The 16,617-nt window shown below is 41.1% G+C and carries 14 protein-coding genes; 4 read left to right on the top strand and 10 right to left on the bottom strand.

Annotated features, from left to right (window positions below; genetic code table 11):
- Positions 1-2 precede the first annotated feature (2 nt).
- The gene (locus V7K49_RS08715) at positions 3-227 is read left to right on the top strand and encodes a hypothetical protein (protein ID WP_335205237.1); all 225 of its coding nucleotides are present in this window, start codon (positions 3-5) and stop codon (positions 225-227) included.
- Here the strand turns inward: V7K49_RS08715 and V7K49_RS08710 are convergent.
- The 8 genes from V7K49_RS08710 to V7K49_RS08675 all read right to left on the bottom strand — a co-directional run bounded on the left by V7K49_RS08710 (position 224) and on the right by V7K49_RS08675 (position 9,411).
- Complete coding sequence (locus tag V7K49_RS08710) at positions 224-1,180, bottom strand: S1/P1 nuclease (protein WP_335205236.1); 957 nt, start codon at positions 1,178-1,180, stop codon at positions 224-226. The genes V7K49_RS08715 and V7K49_RS08710 overlap by 4 nt on opposite strands.
- A 322-nt stretch (positions 1,181-1,502) precedes the next feature.
- On the bottom strand, positions 1,503-2,291 hold the full coding sequence (locus tag V7K49_RS08705; RefSeq protein WP_335205235.1) for a hypothetical protein: 789 nt from the start codon (positions 2,289-2,291) through the stop codon (positions 1,503-1,505).
- Between the two features lie 199 nt (positions 2,292-2,490).
- Positions 2,491-4,749, bottom strand: a complete 2,259-nt coding sequence (locus V7K49_RS08700; protein ID WP_335205234.1) for a ThiF family adenylyltransferase — start codon at positions 4,747-4,749, stop codon at positions 2,491-2,493.
- Entirely contained in the window at positions 4,750-5,883 is a 1,134-nt protein-coding gene (locus V7K49_RS08695) for a hypothetical protein (protein WP_335205233.1), read from the bottom strand.
- A 121-nt stretch (positions 5,884-6,004) separates the two neighbouring features.
- Positions 6,005-6,418, bottom strand: a complete 414-nt coding sequence (locus tag V7K49_RS08690) for a hypothetical protein (protein WP_335205232.1) — start codon at positions 6,416-6,418, stop codon at positions 6,005-6,007.
- A gap of 62 nt (positions 6,419-6,480) precedes the next feature.
- A complete protein-coding gene (locus tag V7K49_RS08685) occupies positions 6,481-7,473 on the bottom strand; it encodes a DNA cytosine methyltransferase (protein ID WP_335205231.1) in 993 nt (330 codons plus the stop codon).
- Positions 7,474-7,528: 55 nt separating this feature from the next.
- Positions 7,529-8,758: a hypothetical protein gene (locus V7K49_RS08680; protein WP_335205230.1), complete on the bottom strand. Its 1,230-nt coding sequence runs from the start codon at positions 8,756-8,758 to the stop codon at positions 7,529-7,531.
- Between the two features lie 62 nt (positions 8,759-8,820).
- On the bottom strand, positions 8,821-9,411 hold the full coding sequence (locus V7K49_RS08675; RefSeq protein ID WP_335205229.1) for a hypothetical protein: 591 nt from the start codon (positions 9,409-9,411) through the stop codon (positions 8,821-8,823).
- A gap of 305 nt (positions 9,412-9,716) precedes the next feature.
- On the opposite strand from V7K49_RS08675, the gene V7K49_RS08670 reads away from it, so the two are divergent.
- The 3 genes from V7K49_RS08670 to V7K49_RS08660 are packed head-to-tail and all read left to right on the top strand — an operon-like array spanning position 9,717 to position 12,399.
- Complete coding sequence (locus V7K49_RS08670; protein ID WP_335205228.1) at positions 9,717-10,712, top strand: hypothetical protein; 996 nt, start codon at positions 9,717-9,719, stop codon at positions 10,710-10,712.
- Between the two features lie 20 nt (positions 10,713-10,732).
- Complete coding sequence (locus V7K49_RS08665) at positions 10,733-11,533, top strand: hypothetical protein (RefSeq protein WP_335205227.1); 801 nt, start codon at positions 10,733-10,735, stop codon at positions 11,531-11,533.
- A 14-nt stretch (positions 11,534-11,547) separates the two neighbouring features.
- Positions 11,548-12,399, top strand: coding sequence for a hypothetical protein (locus V7K49_RS08660; RefSeq protein ID WP_335205226.1), 852 nt, complete (start codon positions 11,548-11,550; stop codon positions 12,397-12,399).
- 217 nt (positions 12,400-12,616) lie between these two features.
- Here the strand turns inward: V7K49_RS08660 and V7K49_RS08655 are convergent, their stop codons facing one another.
- Both V7K49_RS08655 and V7K49_RS08650 read right to left on the bottom strand, forming a co-directional pair.
- On the bottom strand, positions 12,617-14,068 hold the full coding sequence (locus tag V7K49_RS08655) for a hypothetical protein (protein ID WP_335205225.1): 1,452 nt from the start codon (positions 14,066-14,068) through the stop codon (positions 12,617-12,619).
- The gene (locus tag V7K49_RS08650) at positions 14,065-16,380 is read right to left on the bottom strand and encodes an argonaute/piwi family protein (protein ID WP_335205224.1); all 2,316 of its coding nucleotides are present in this window, start codon (positions 16,378-16,380) and stop codon (positions 14,065-14,067) included. The genes V7K49_RS08655 and V7K49_RS08650 overlap by 4 nt, the downstream gene beginning before the upstream one ends.
- Between the last annotated feature and the right edge of the window lie 237 nt (positions 16,381-16,617).

Raw genomic sequence — 16,617 nt, 5'->3', positions numbered from 1 at the left:
CTTTGAACCAAATTCGACTTCTGGCTTGGAAAACTAGTCTTCATCAGAATCCATCTCTTCATCTATCTCCTTTGTCACCCTTTCAGCCAAATAAGTTTGATTTCACGGGTATTGAAGAGCCAGCAACACCAAGCAACAATCAGATGCGATCGCGCTTAGGCAGCTTCCTTCATCACACTTCCAACAAATCGCCAGGGGTGTTTTCTAGCAGTTGGAATCAGCTTTAATGTTCTGCGAATAACTTATTAAGCAAATCAGCTAAACGATAGCCCGCTAGACTCATCCGACGTTCTGCAATTGATTTGCTACTCACAGCATAATTTACTGGTAAAAGCTTTCCCTCACTTTTGTCAATGCTACCAGACAGTCTTCCATTTAGATATGCTTGTTGCTTAGCTAGATTAAAACTTTCTACTTTTGCCCAATTATCAAATTGAGTTTCCCTTAATTCTGGCATTCTACGACGTTGATAAGAATTTCTTAGCCTTATTGCAGTGTTACGAACTGTTTGAAAGTTTTCCGAGCCAAGAACTAGATCATCCCAAAACTTGTGTAAACTTATTGTTTGGCTGTCTTGATTGACTAGAATGTAGAAAAGGTTTCCACCACTGTCACCTTCAGGATATTGACTAGTTATTAATTTAGTAGTATGCAATGGTTGATGCACATCTCCTACTAGATGAAATAGCCAGCATATTGCAACTGCTTTTTGACTATTACTGGTATTATTTTGAACAATACTAATATTTTTTTTAAAAGCATAAAGAATATTTTCTTCGCCTGCTTCCTCAGTTGGAATTGAATTTGAAGAACTGCCAGGGTCGTAAGGAAAGTTGATGTAGTGCCACGTTTGATGATTAAATTTTTGATTATCACGAGCATCATCAGGCCATCGTGCAGCCCACATAAATAAATACAAATTTTCATTTTGAGAAGGAATACTAGATTTTTTTAGAGAATTCCACTGCTGTTCAAACTTAGAAAATTCAGGATGTTCTCTCAAAATGGCAACAATTCTATCAATCGTCTGCTGATTGCTTTGCTTGAGTTCACTGTAGGCGATCGCTCCTGAAACCATATGTCCAGCCTTATTCCAAGCATAAGCTGGTTGTTGGCACAGAAACATTGCCGATAACATCGTAACGAAAGATAATTTAAGTAAAAAATTTAACTTATGCATGGAGTTTTTTTATAAAAGTACAGATAGAGTATAATTTATAACCAGCAGCTTCTAAAAATTTGACTTGACGTTGCTAACAGTACAAGATTAACCAATTCTCACTTTCACGATTTACGCATCAAGTCGAATAATTAAGGGGAAAGTACATAATTTTTAAACATTTTAATACAGTAAAATCACAGTGTTGTTTGAGTTTTAAGTAGGTAGGCGTAATTAAACATAAGATCAAACCTCACCCTCAATCCCTATTTTTAGTAAAGAGAGGGAAGTTGGAGGCAGGGTGAGGTTTGATATTTAATTTGACCCACTTACTTAGGAGAGATTAGGGTAGATTCTCACAAGATTCAAATAGTCTAGCAGCGTATACATCAGCTGCACTCTTTACCCAATTAGAATTTATCCATAAAAGCCAAGCAATAAGTAAAATTATATCTATTGCTAGGTAAGTGAGTGTAGTAGAAGGGCTATTGGATAAATGGAAGCTTTTCTGTATTAAGATTTGTTTATCTGTTTGAAATTCTACAAAAATACTAAATAATCCCATACTAAAGGCGCACTGAACTCCAAGCAAAAGCGCACCCAAGGATGAAGTAATTATTCCAATGATTTTTATTCCTAATAAATTTCGTCGAAAACCATAATTGCAGTTTTCTTCATATAACAAGGAAAACTTGCTGTGATCGCGTGTCTTAGCTATCAAAAACCGAACACAGGTATCATAAACTTGATCTGCTAGTTCCGGCTCTGCTAATTCTTCACTTTGGCTTGGCAAAGTTTGCCCTGTTAAATTATGCAGTTTGCTATGCAAACGAGCTAACTCTACTTTGTTTTGAACATTGCGATGTCGTAGCAAACATGTTGTAGGCTTACCACCCCAAGTATTATACAATTCCTCTTCTTTAGCTTTGCCCATATCACGGGCAAATTGTGCTAATAACCTTAGCACCCCAAACCAAGTTAGCAAACTAATTACTCCTCCCCAAGACCAAACTTGATCTGGAAATACTGCAAGAGCAACTAATGCAATTGGTAATCCCGCAAGCAATGCAGGCGTTAACCGAGCTTTGCGATTATAATCATCAAAATTTTTTTCTATAAAATCTAATACCATGTATTTGTTCCTACGTTATTTTACTCTTGAAACCCAAATATTTTGCTCCACAAACCTAATTTCTTAAAGTAACTTGCTTAATCTTTATTAAAATTATGAGGCATTAACACTGTTGCTATTTGACTCGACAGGTTCCTAGAAAAAGCAATATTCAATTAATTAGGATATAGGAGAAACTAGCATATTTAGTTTGAATGGTTCAGCAATTATACTCCTTTCCTATTGACCAAGTTTCTTGGTTGTCACCAACAATGAGCATGAGCGCTGGAAGTCCTTCATGTTTGAGTATCTCAACAAGATAGACTAAAAGTTTGATGTCGTCACTGCTTGGCTTTGTCGAAATTTCTGGTGGGTGCGAATGCCATTCACCAATATAAGACACAATATTGGCTGTCCTTGTCTGTGCAGAGTTAATTTGTTCTTCTAATTTTTGAACTCCGCGTGTAAATCCACTTGGATCGGCTATGCTGTCTGTGGGAGCAGGAAGGACATCGACAACAAAAATTGTTTGTAACTTTTGATCCACGTAGCCAAGCAGAACACCACCAGTCTCGTTTGGGAGATTAGCTGACCGAAACTGCCTAACCTTCTCCCGTAAATTAACGTTCCAAATTATTTTCCAGTAATCAACTGAAATAGCTAAAGGTGCTGCAACAGATACTTTGTCGGCACTGATAACTCCTAGTTGTGGCTCAACGTGCCATACCAGAATTACAGCATCAGATTGCCCCTGTCTAAGCCTGATTTGTCTTGCGAGGGTTGCAGCGTGAACCTGAAGTAAATCTGTCGGTATTACTTTCGATACATCACGACATCCTGCACCAACCCAGAGGTGTCCTTGATGCCCATTAAGATGTTGCTCACCCCAAGTATTATTCAATATTGCTCCGTAATATTGGGCTTCTAGTACATCTACTCGGATATCGCGTTGTGAATCTTCAAGAAGTAAGACAGATCCATATCCGGAAGGAGTTAGGAAAACTGATGCAGCTCGTTTGAGTTGAGCGATCGCCAATTCGCGCGGTACTGCAAGTGTCGTTGTTGCATCGACCACTATGTCTGCTGTCTCAACAGATGTTTTCAACTGAACATTTGACCAGTTAGTTACATTGTCAACAATGGCGAAAGCCTTTGCATAGCCATGAAAATAGATTTCTTCCACCATCTGTTTTACGGCATTTGCTTTGAACTGACCAACCTGAAAATGTTTAGTAGTGTGTCGGGCTAAATTGTGTGGTTTGATGTAATCAGGGTCAACAAATGTCCATGTTCCCCATGCCTCGCGATACCATATATCGGCAAGAACACTACCTAATGCCCCAACACCTGCAAGCACACCAGAGAATTCAGCAGTATCTGTAGTAATGCCCGAAGCTTGTCGTGCAGATGCAATAGTTAAAGAGAATGTAACTTCGAGCGGGCCAACATCAATAGAGCGCCAAGCGTCAGACGAACTTGCAATCTCAACTAATGAAGGTATTTTGTAATATTTACCATCCCTGCCATCAGTTAATACGCCACATGCTTCACCCAATTGCCCAAGATTAACATTGATGTAAAAGGCTTTATACTCGCTCCGCTCTACATTAGTGCTGTCATTTCGTTGAATGGGTATTTGAAGGATGAGGAGTGTCTGACTGTCAGCTATTTTAGAAACTCCTTCCCAGCCCACGATGCGCTCGATCTCCGCACAAAGTAGATTAAACAGAGTTGCTCCCCGTGCTGCAAATTGTCCGTCAAGAGTTCCTAAATCATATGGAAAGTGTTCAACAGCACCGTGAGTTACTGGCTGAAGGGCAAGAACTATGCATGTTAACCCTAGTTGGACATTTTTTTCTTGAGAGGTCTGCAAAAAGTATCCCAAAAGAACTCTATCTTCTACTCGTTTTACGGTTAGAAAAAGGTCATTTTGTTGGATTTTTTCATCAAAATCCGGTGGCAAAATAATTTCAAAAGGGCTGCGGAAGTAAAACTGTTCAACGGGCTGGTCTTCATGGTGCAGTGTACCTTTCGCAGTTTCAGCAAGCCACCAAAGTACTCGATTTAAATGGCTTTGAGGAGTCCAGGAACGCTCAATTACTTGCCACGGTTCAAAATACAGACACAGTGAAGCAGGTTCACCCTTATTTACATAATTCTGGTGCGGCGTTGCAGGAAAATTTTGTCGTAATGCTCGCACTTCAAGCATTTTGGTCTCTTCAGAATAGAAGATTAACCCAATTCGCTCTTGATAGAGGATACCAATTTCATTTCTAGTTGGAACACTATCATTAGTGCAATCAACAACGAGCATTTCCGCAATTCGTTGTTCTTCTCGAACAATGCATCTTAGCTCTATAAGCTCAAAGAATTTGTGTGTAAGGCAAGCCCTGAATATGCTGCGTGAGATCGGGATTGTCAAAGCAGCTTCAGTGAGTTGGGCAATAGGCTCACCAAAATCGATGTATTCATCTGACATCTAACCTGCCCTCGGTGCTGGAGAAGATACAATGATATTAACTCCATAGCTTGTAGAAGGATTCAAATTTACTCCTCCACTAGTAATTTGGAACTCCAAAGGTTGGGGTTTTTGAAGGTTTGGCTCCTCCATAGTCACTATAAATCTTCGTCCACCAATCCGATCCAAATACCTTTTGTAGCAATTTTTGGCCTGAATATGAGGTGGTTGTTTCTGTTCATAGGCTTCTCTATTATTGTTTATCGGTTTACTTGAACTGACCAGATAAGCTTCTCGCTGGCCATACAGAAGAAGTTCTTTCACTAAAGGAACAGGAATTGTCTCCGTATCTCCTTTTTCTGAATTAAGCGCATGATGGCTACAATGATGAGGAATGTTGAACAGATTCCATTTCAGTCGATCTTCGTTGTTATGCCATTTAGTGGTGCGTACAATGTCTTCTAGTACGTCGCAGGTTGAGTCTCCTACAGCCAGATAGTTAGTTTGGACACCTGCAACTTCAAAGCGAACTTGGAAAATAAGTGATGCATCATTGCGTAAGTCGTCACCCTCATCAACGTGTTTAATAAATGGGGAATGGCAAAAGAACTCAACTCCGTCACTCGCAAGTGAAAAACCGGGAACCGTTTGCCCAGCATCGGTGATAAGGTGCCGACGCGACTCAAGTGTCAGCCCTTTTTCCGCAAGCCAACTTTTGAGCATTTCTGGCTTAGAAAAAACACGGATACCCTTGCCTTCGAGAAGGCGATGTTGTGCCTCTCGTCGCCAAATGACAAATTCTGCTCCCCGTTGCCCAATTGTGTTGGTATCGAGTAATATAGCTGCTGGAACCCATAACTCATTTATTTTGATTCGTCCGTTGCCTTGGTATTTGGCAGCGTGCCGTAATTCAAAGAATTCAGTACTGTTTGAAATGTGATCATTATCCCCGTGGGTGAGAGCCAAGACATCGTAATAATCTAGCTTTGCATTTGCTAGTTCAATTGTTAGATGATTTTTGAGGTTAATAGCGGGTTCATCCTCGTACTCGCCAATTTTTAGGTGACGGTAATCAAACAATAGGCGTTTACCATTGCTCAGAATGATTTGGCTTGTGTCGCCATTTTGTACTGGGTAAAAGATGACTTTGTGCATTGGCTGAATTAATGAGATTGAGTTTTAATTTGCAAGTTCAAAACTTATTAGTACTTCTGGTGTACTGTTTTTATTGAACAGCAGCAGTTTTGAACAACATTTACCCGCACTACACAGGCTGTTACTCTGTCCATTTCCAGAAGTAGTAAGTGTATTGCAACCCCTTATTTGTTACCTCATAGTCTCGTCGAGCAAGGTGAAGGTCATAGAGACGTTTGAGGCGATTGCTCGCTGAGTTGACAGCTAATTTGAGCAGTTCTGAAAGTTTAGGTGCAGTCAAACTGCCATGTATTGAGAGCAAATTGAGCGTTTCTCGTAAACTTAACTCTAGTTGCCCAACACACTCCCACTGTCCGTTGGGTTCAATTGCGAGAAAAGCTAGCTTGAGATGTCGAAACTCAATAGCTGCTCCTAAGTTGGCAATTGTATCCGGTGTCAATCCTTGAAGTAGAAGAGTGCTACTAGGACACTGCCCTTGACTCATATCTTCCTGTAGTCGAATAATCGTTTCATCTAAAAACGAAACGTCTATCAATTGATTCTCAGGAAAAGATAAAAGGATGGCACTACCTTCTGGTTGTTGTTGAACATAATGCTTTAGCCGCTCAAAAGCTCGCTGAAATTAAACCAATCGGGGTAACTGTGCAAACGAGCAGCTTCTCTTACAGATATAACTCGTGGCTGTTCTGGATGGAGAGGACGTAATGCAGTGCGGTTGCCACTCCCCGCTCTTAACGTCACGCAGAATCCATCCCATTGCAGCTTTTTTGATTTGGATTTAGCTTCCCTTGCACCTGGAGGAGTGTTGATGAATTGCTGAATTACTTCTGGTGCGTGTGTTGTCGCTGCGAATCCCGTTCCAATGTTGGTTACTATACCAAGATTTGGGAATATTTTCTCAAGATACTTGGCATATTCTCCCTTCACCCAATCTGGATGCCATTCTTGAGTGTTTTGCTTGGGGAGTAGGGGGACTGGCAACAAGTCCGCGATCGCATCTCTAACTGTATGTTGAGGTTGATGCTCCGGCGGTATAATTTCTCCAAACTTAGATGCAACAAAAAACACCCTTTTTCTAGCTTGCGGAACTCCATAATCTGAAGCAGTGAGGTTCCACTTTGAGAGAAAATAATGTTCTTCTAGCACTGCTTGGAGGTTAGCAGTAATGCTGCCAAACTTCTGATTCTCAATCCCCGGCACATTCTCCATGATTGCCGCAAGGGGATTGAGTTCCAACACCAGCCGAACAAACTCCCCTACCAACCCGTTTCTCTCATCTTTAACATTTTGCAGTCCGGCAACGCTAAATCCTTGGCATGGTGGCCCACCAAAAACTGCATGAATTTCCCCGTCCCAATCTCCATACTTCGCCTGAATACAGGCGCGTATTTCTTCCCCCGTCACCTCCCGAATGTCTTTGCACAAGACTGTGGCATGAGGGAAATTATGTTGGTATGTTGCTAGGGCGATGGGATTGTTATCAATGGCGATCGCGATTTCAAATCCTGCTGCATTAAATCCCAAATCAAATCCACCCACCCCGGAGAATAGGCTAACAGCTATTTTTTTGTTTGCTGCTGTTGAGTTCATTGAGATTCAAAGTATTAATTAATGTTAACTTATTGCACTTGGCTTTAAACACATATCAATTAGAATCGGAGTTCTGCCTAACTTTCAAGTCTGCCAACCATCTGTCTAACCGACTATTACTAATTGTTTCTTCTATTAGTGGGTAATCTGTAGTGAAGACTTTATATACTCCTCCTGACTCCATCTCATAAAAGTTGACAATCAACCCTTCACTCTTGGCATTACTAAGCTTTTTGATTGCCTCTGGAAGCATCTGCCATATAGATTTCCTTTCCGCATCCGAGAGGAGTTTCCAAGCTTGTTCTTTAGCTTGTTGATATTGCCATAGCCCCCGGCGCACTGAGGAATAATCTGAAGCTTTCCGCAATATATCTGCCAGGATTTCTGCATCAGTTGCCGGGACTTCATTTGTACCGAACATCCCAACCAATGTACTTTCTACTGCCTCAATCTCATCTTCTTCAAAGTCAATGTCCGACTCTTGAGGTTCTTCCAAATATTCTTCGCAGTCATATTCTTCTGTATCCCTTTGCCACAAGGTTTCAAGTTCTCGCTGCATTACCTCAAGATTTGTTGGGTTGACGACACTTTCATCGTTGGCAGGAATCAATTCTTCTATGGTGTCAGTGGATTGTTCACAAGGGATTAGCTCTCCAAAGGAGCCGATTTCATTCTTGGCTATCTCAGCTTGATGCTTGGAATATAAGTCAGCGATCGCCATTCTGACAATTCGCTGCGGTGACAATCCTAACTCTTCTATTAATTTATCTGTAAGCACCCCTGTTTGGTGGTCATCCTCCATGATTTTACCGAAGGTATAGTATCTACTTCCATCTTGTGTTGCTCGCCAGTTGCCATCTTTTTTTTCTTGATTCGTGCTTCTGAGAAATAATCTTCTTGTCTCAATCAGTTCTAACACTAATTCACAAGTCAATCCACCAATAGGAATATCTCTCAATTCATCAATTAAGATTTTGTAGTTCACAGAACATAATCGAAGTAGTAGCGATATTGGTAAAACTGCTAAGTGTTCCGGGCAACTGATAAATGCTTGAAAATTCTCGGCAATTCGGAGCGATCGCCTTTCCTCACCACTGCCTTTGTCCCAGCCGTACTCTTGTAACAGTGCGCGATATTCTTTTTTGGTGTAAGTCTGCTTGTACTCATAGAGTAGGAAAGCCGTATGGAGGTATTCTAGAGTACTTTGCTCTATGTGAGTGGTAGGATTGGAGTCTACCTGATGCTGCTCGACGTATAAATTATTTGCAAAAGTTGTTGTAGTCATAATATTGTATGCGCGGTCTTAATCTCTAAGACCAAGTTTCCTAATTCGACTAGTTAAATAAGTCACGCTGCTTTCTGCAAGTTTTTTGATGACGATTTGGAGATAGCAGCCAAGGCGTAGCCCAAGGTGTGCTTATGAATTTTGGGCATTTTGTGAAACGACATATCCTGACCCCAATCTTGGACTGACTTGGTGCCAATATGTAATACTTGCGTGAGAGTTTTGACACAAGTTGCGCGAAAATTGGCGTGAGAGACAGTTTGTAGTACTTGTTGTTCGCTTAACCCTTCAAGGAGTATTTTTTCTAGAAACGTTTGAGCATCTACGAACGGTGCGTTGTATTCTCCTCTCAAGATGCTCTTTAGCTGCTTTGGCACGATTTCGGCAGTATGAATGTAAGCAAGTGAAACTTTGGAGTAGTTGGGTATCCCATCAAAATTGAGATCACTTCCCCACTTGCGAACTGTTGGTCTTTGTACACCTAAGACTGCACATAGTACAGTGATACATTTTTTGCGGTATTGTGAGTCGGTTTCTTCTTCGAGCAGTTCTCTGGGACTAAGTTCGGCGATATCAAAACAGTGGCGTAGAAATTGCCTTGGTTCTAGTCCTTGTTTTGGTAGTACTTCTAGTATTTTGTAGTTCTTTTGCATCTTTGTTAGCTCTTGCACGATTTTTACCGAGTTAGCTCGATTTATCTCAAGCCCTTCTTTTGTGCTTTTTAGGTAAAGTTTACCGATTTGCGGAGTTAGTGATGCATTAACTTAATATTATTTAACATTTAGTAATGCATTAAAGAAAGATAGTGCATCACTAAAATTACAAGGTTTATTGATAGTGAGGTGTTTATTTGTTCTAGCGATATAGGTTTTGATATAAAACTTAAGGTTTGTAACTAAAACCCCTGTTGTTTCTATAAACTGAAGAGAAATCTCGATAAACCAAGTTCAAAAAACGTGTGTCAAATCAGCGCGAACGCTTTTCTGGAGGGGATACTGACCGAGTATCTTTTACCCTTGCGCCCGGTGTGCGGCAAAAGGTAGATGATTTACTGCCGATATTGGGTGGCACTTTGGCGAAAGCTTTAAGGCGTTTAGTTGATTTGGGTTTAGATTTAGTTGACCTAGCTCAAAAAAGTGGTAAGCCGGTTCCTCAACCGGGTAGTTTGGAGCAGATGTTTTCTGGTTATACCTCTTTGGGTATAGAACTGATATTTGCGTGCGAATCCTTGGGTTTATCAGTACCAGAAGTGGGCCAGGTAGGGGTTTGGTTTGTAGATAATCTCTCCCTTGGCTTGGGTGATATTGAGGGTATCAAGAAAGACAATGATTTTCAGGCATCACGTATATTTCGCTTAAGTCGAGAAATTCAAAAGTTTTTTCAGCAGCAGCTTAATGTCTTATCGGAAGACGAGTATGCTGCATTTCTGAAAAATTTGCATAGGGAAGCTGTTATTGGACAAGAGTTTGTAGCTGCTTGTCGGACGCTGGGTTGGCAACTGCCAGAGACAGAAAAACTACAGGAGTGGTTGCAGGATTTGGTGGAGCGATCGCGCAGCCTCTCCGCAGGAGAATCGCCTTTGGCGGCTCCTCAAGGAGCATCGCGCAGCGTCTCCGCAGTAGAATTGCAATTATCAAACGAGTTATTAGAAGAATGCGATCGACTGGGGATAGAGCCGCCAAAACCTGGTGAGGTTGTAGCGTGGCTACAAAATACCCGCCCTGCGGTATTTGAGCAGTCAATGCACGAACATAGATTACCTTTTACGGATGATGGTTTGCCTTTAGGGGGGTCGCAACCTTTTTTGGAGCATTTACTTACACTAAATGCACCGCCAACTGAAGATGAGGAGTATGACATTGCTCATAGGTTTGGTGTAGATCCAGCCCATCTTAAGGATTTGATATCCCGCATGAGGTTTGACAAGAACGGACAGACCAATAATTGTCATTAATTTGCTGAGGGCATAAATGCATGGATGCCATTGAAGATTCTTCTGCGTTATGGGCTTTACTATGCAAGCCTGGATGGGAAATTAAACCCAACCCAGTAAAGCATCTACTCAAAATTAAAGCTCCTGACTACCAGGAAGCGTTAATGCTTTATACCAATACCAACTATCGAAAATTTCTAGCAATGTGGGCGGCATCCCTCGATTGTACCTGTGCTTTGATAGGAATTCAGGGGATGCGTGGGTCTGCATTCAAAATTCTTGCAGCAACGCCAGCATCGCAGCAGAAGTTATATGAAGACTTGATTTTTGCAAGCTTACGAAAGTCAATTAGTTGTGACTCCGAAAGACTAGTTGATCGGGAATTTGAGAACGATATCAGCAAGTATTCAGGGTTTTACATTGCCGAAACTTGTTTACACCCTGAGCTTAGACCAATTGTTGATGAAATATTCTCAAACCCAGACAAGAAACTTGCTTTAACGCGAATGTCTGACAATTTGCAATTAATCGTGTCCGCATCAGCAGCACGGGCGATGAGTTCTGACTCACAAGATGTGGTGCGTCGCCGAACGACTGATTTTTGGCACGCTAGAGACTACGAATGTTTTTTGCGGATGTTCAAGCAAGATGGGGGAGCGGGGTTTGAAATTACTTACCAAGCAACAACCAATCTCCCAAAAATTAATCCTTTGGCACCGTGGGCGCGGTTTACTACAAGCTATAGGTTTTTTGAAATTGATGTTGGCGATCGCACAGAAGTATACCGTTTAGGCGAAGGTAAAGATATCACCCTAATCAGTCGTCCCAAGGTTGTCTCATAATATAACGAGGTTTTATGGCAGTAAGATTCCTAGAAAACAAGGGCAGTGGCAATATCTTAGAAATTAGTCGAGCTAGACTTTTGGAGCTTACCCCCAATGTTTATCCCCTTACCTGGGAAGCGATTCTTTCAGGTAAGGGTGATAGTGCAGCTATCTTGGGTGCAGGTTTTGCCGAACGTGAAGTTTTTTTTGGTTTTGAAGGAGTTGACTTAACGCGCTATCAACTTCCGACAATCGACTGTTATGACATTGCTACTAATCCGCCAGAAAAGTTTTTAGCTTTACGTAGTCAATACCCAAACCTACAGTTAAATTATTTTTGCGATCGCAATCTAGCAGAACTAGAACTGACAAAACTTTACACTCCAAATAGCCTGCGGCTAGTTTCAGTTCATGGAGTATTAGATTACTTACAACCAAATGCGGTTACAAAAACATTACTTGATATCGTGAAGATGCAGCCAGAGGCAATATCGATACGGCTATTTTTAATGGGCAACCCGTGGTCGCGGAATTTTGCGAGTATAGAGCAACTGGTGATGGAATTAAATTCAATAGAAATTACTACAAGTGGCTTAGTCGAGCCGATTGATTTTGATATATTTTGTCGTACAGGTGTTGTGCAATTAAATATTTTAGACCATGATAAAATTGAACATAATTTGTTACCAAGTTACGGCGCATCTCATGTAATGCCTGATAAATTAGTTGGTTATTTAAATAGTCAAGGATATCAGCTTGTTGCAACTGATGTGTACTCACTTTCAAGTCAAGATTTACAAGAGGATAAGTCGCAAAATCACAATATTAATAAAGATGTATTTTTAGATAATCCACATGGAATCTTGTTATTTTTTAAACAATAGAATACTCATTTGAATCGAGCTAATCAACGAAGGTGAATTCTTCCACAAGGACAGGTTATGAAATAATGCTGGTAATTAATATTGGCGACTGAGGTTAAATAATTGATTCTCGTGATCCGCGATTCTCCTTACGGAGACACTACGTGAACGCGCGACAAAGGAGCAACTTGATCAAATGCTCGAAACCTGGGAGTGTTTGTTAAATTAGCAGTAGACATCACTCAATTTCAGCTTCCTGCCAACCTTTAATCGCTCCTACAATAAAAGCACCTACAGGGTTATCAATGGCTTTCTCGAACGCTTGAAGACCACCTTCTTTAACTGCGTTTACAACCCGTTGTTTCCAAATTTGGTCACTTTCTATACGCTCAATAACTTTTGTTGCTACTACCATCTGCCCTGTTGTGGTGTTGGTGGGGTAAGTCTGCTCTAGCTGTTGCAGAAGCTGCTGTATCTCTGCGGCTGCTTCTGCAAGAGTCTGCTTCTGCTCCGAAGGATAGTTGTTTATAGTGCCACCGAGTTGATTTGCCTCAACGTTCTCACTATAGCCAACACCAATTGATGCCCCACTTTGGTTGATATTTATTTTGCGCTCTGACATAGTTTCTACATAATTTTGATTGCTGCTCATGGTAACATTACCTCCTGTAATCATAATTTTTTGATTATTAATTATCTGATTACCAAGTTTCTGCCTCATTGCATCTATCACCTTAGCCACTACAGCATCAGTATCTGAACGAAGTTGCGATAGAGAGTCCAAGATTTCTTGGACATCGTACTCATCAGTAATTTCCATTCCGTAATGTGGAGAGTGAAGCTGTCCAGCAACAAGATGGAAGCGATCGCAAAGAAACCTAATTAATTTCACTGGTTGTTTTATGCTGTTACCAACTTGAAAGTAATGCTCCCAGCTTGCCAGAAACACCTGGTTAACAGTTTTTTGCAGAGAAAGATATAGTACAGCAGCATGAGAAGTGTCATGCGCCGAGACAGATGCTGTTATACAACTAGAAAGTAAAGCCTTATCTATTTCACTCTCAAGCACTCTGAAACCAAGCATTTGAGCCAAAGGTGAATGAACAGTACATATCAACTTGACTAGGGCCAGTTCATCAATAGTCATTTCTTCTGGCAACGGTAGATTTTTCAGCTTCCAAGATACAGAAAGAATTTTTGCTGCATAAGTGCCGAGGATAAATGTCCATAATTCGCCATGAACTAATCTCTGTTCTCCCTCTGCTAATACATCCTGCAACCAACGCAAGTCTTCAGGGTGAACCTTTGGGCAAGAGCTTACACCAAGCGATATACCCAACAGTTCTACAGGTCGATAAAAAAACGAAGCTCGATCCGAAGGAAATGCCTCACGAGAGGCCAGTCGCGTCAAACCGTTTGCCCAAGCTGACAAAAAACTCTCACCAAAAACTCTGCCACAAGCAAGCTCATAACCCACAGCAGCAAGAACAGGAGCTTGATGTAGTCGTCTTGGTTCCAAACTGTTAATTGCTGCATCTGTTGCCACACTAAAAGGTGGTTTGCTATCAGCGCGATAAAAAATATAGCGTGCAAAGCCACTTTCTGGTGATTCCCAGTTATAGTTTGCCCCCAGATAATGTGTCAGAAAATCCAATTGATAACCGAAGCTTTTTGCTACTGCATCTGTCATAGAAACCACTTGCTTGCACGAAGTTTGATATTGAGCAATGCAGGTGACCAATCTCGAATATTGCGAAGGCGGGCAAGTAGTTCGGCAATTAGTTCAGAGTAATAGATAGTCACTGGTTTGCTAGCTGGAAGCAAGGAGCGCCACGATAATGATGTAAACTTTAGCACTTGTTCGGAAAGATACGTCAAGTCCCGATAAGTGGACTGTGGGTGTAGGTGAATTAATAAAGGGGTTGGTAAAGGCGATCGCGCCATTTTTAATAGTACTGGACCGTTAGTACACAAAAGTCGCGTATATCTTCCAAGTTGCACAATTATGCCTCGCTGTGGTGCTAATTGTCCTTTTTTAACACCATCTTTGAGAGAAATACCCTGTTGCGACTTATCTAACAGGGTAAACGGGTGTTCGTGAGAAACTGTTAGGAAAGCAAATTCAATGTTTTGTTCTTCTCCAACCTCTGCAACGCACTGTGCCACAATATCTGCAATATCAAGGTTACTGAAAGGTCTAGCAGCATGAAATACAAGGCGAACAGTATCTCCTGGTTGCCAACCGTTGCGTCGCTTAATGTCCTGTAAGATTGATACAGTAGATGTTTTCAAAATACTTGGATATTCAGAATAAGAACACTCTTGGGAAAGATTGCCCAAGAGGTAGTTTCCATCACCTCTAAAAACTGTTGTGATACCTACAAACCTTTGTCGGTCAAAGAAGCGACTCCCAGAAAGTTCACAAGTTCCTATGCCGATGACAAGTTCATCGCTAATCGTCAGGTCATGATCTACTGTCCAAGGCAACCCGTTCATTTTGGCGTAGAGAGCAACACTGAGATTTTGCAGCGTGTATTGCAGTGAATAACGTGATTGCCCTAGAGTAGATGCCCGAATGCCTTGCACAGGGATTCCAGCCATTAGTAACAGAGCTTTGGACTGAAGATATGGATTTTCTGGGTCTGGAAGCCTTGCATGTTCGTCTAAGACAATAACAATAGCTGCATCTGGCATGGTTTTTTCTAAAACCTGCGCCACAGCTTCTCTATAAGCGACTGCTGGCGGTTTCTGTTTACTATTGAGCCAGGGAATTTGCCGTAGAGTCAACTTAGGATTAACAAGACCAAAAATTTTGGCAAATCCACCTGAGTATTTGGAGTTTTCCTCCCAATATTCAATCCCATCTTGAAATACTTTTTTCTTGATACTAATTCCGTCTCGAAATGCGTTTAAAAAATTTTCCACTGCACCCTGAACGGTATCTGGAAAAAGAACCAATATTTCTGGGGATTTTTTTGAGAAAATCTCACGACTAAAAGGCCCATATTTCTCAATTCCTTTCCAAGCGTATAGGTTTCGTTTTGTTCGGGCCGCATCAAAGCAGTACTCTACTGGTGAAGTAGAAATCACCGTTTGGTAACTATCATCATTCACTGCTTCAATACGATCTCTAATATACCCAAGTAAATTAGGTGCAAGCTGCATAGGAGATTTTTTTGCTAGAAAAGTCTCCATGCGAATCAAAATATTGTCTAGTGCAGGGCCAGTTAAAAAATTAGCTTCCTGAATCAATCTTTCTGATTCAAAAGCATCATACTTATCTCCCAGCAATGTTTTGAGGCAACGGACAAAAGACGCTTTGGAGCCTTCTAGCCATACTTCATCTTCATTGATAGAAGTAATTCCATCGAATGATTCTAATAAGTTGACCGTTTTTTCATAGATGTGGCTGATTTTTCCAACCAAACGGCGTTGTCCTGGTTGAGGTTGGCGACGAACAACATATAGATCCTGAAGATTAACTCCTGCATTTTGTAGATCGCTCAGAGATGCAAGGATTTCCCAACGAGTTTCTAACCGTAGAAACAGACCAATAAATGTCTCCTCGTGTCGCAGTTCAACTAACTTTGCTTCGAGTGCAAATTTGGGTTTAATTTTGAAGGAAGAAATCAGTGATGGTAAGTCTTTGATCTTAGTAGCAATAGAACTGACTAACTCTTCTTTTTGAGAAAGGAATGTGAAGGGTTTAAATCGAAAAGCTGAATATTGGGCAAATATCTTTGGCAAGACACTATCAATGCGAGCTGCTAGAAGTTGCAGGTGTTCTTCAGTTTTCAATTCAACAGGTTTACCAAAGGTTTGTTCTTGTTGAGGCACTTTAGGGATTCCGTAGACTTTGCCAGAGCGCCAATGAAGAAACCAGTCCGACTGGAGTTTTTCTCGTAATTCTCGTAGCCCTCTATTATCTGGCATGTCTTGAACATAGGCGGTGAACGTATTAGCGGAAAGTTCTACCTTAAACCCGTTGAAGCAAATGGACATATGTAGCACTTACTTTATATCTGTGAAAATTTTGATGCAGTTTGTACCTCAGTCCCCTTGGTTATCTGAACTAAGGCAAGTACATTAGTACTGGTTGATTATTCTATATTTAGCGTATTTATTTACACTTTTTGGAAGAATACGCGATTCTCTAGATTTTTTTTATGTTCTAAGTTTTACTTTGTGGCTGGATAAGCGATCGCAGCGAAAGCTTCGCCTACAGGTATCTACAGATCA

This window comes from Nostoc sp. (assembly GCF_036919675.1).
GTDB lineage: Bacteria > Cyanobacteriota > Cyanobacteriia > Cyanobacteriales > Nostocaceae > Nostoc.
Note: the sequence above shows the minus strand (reverse complement) of the source record. Positions and strands in the feature narration are given on the sequence as shown.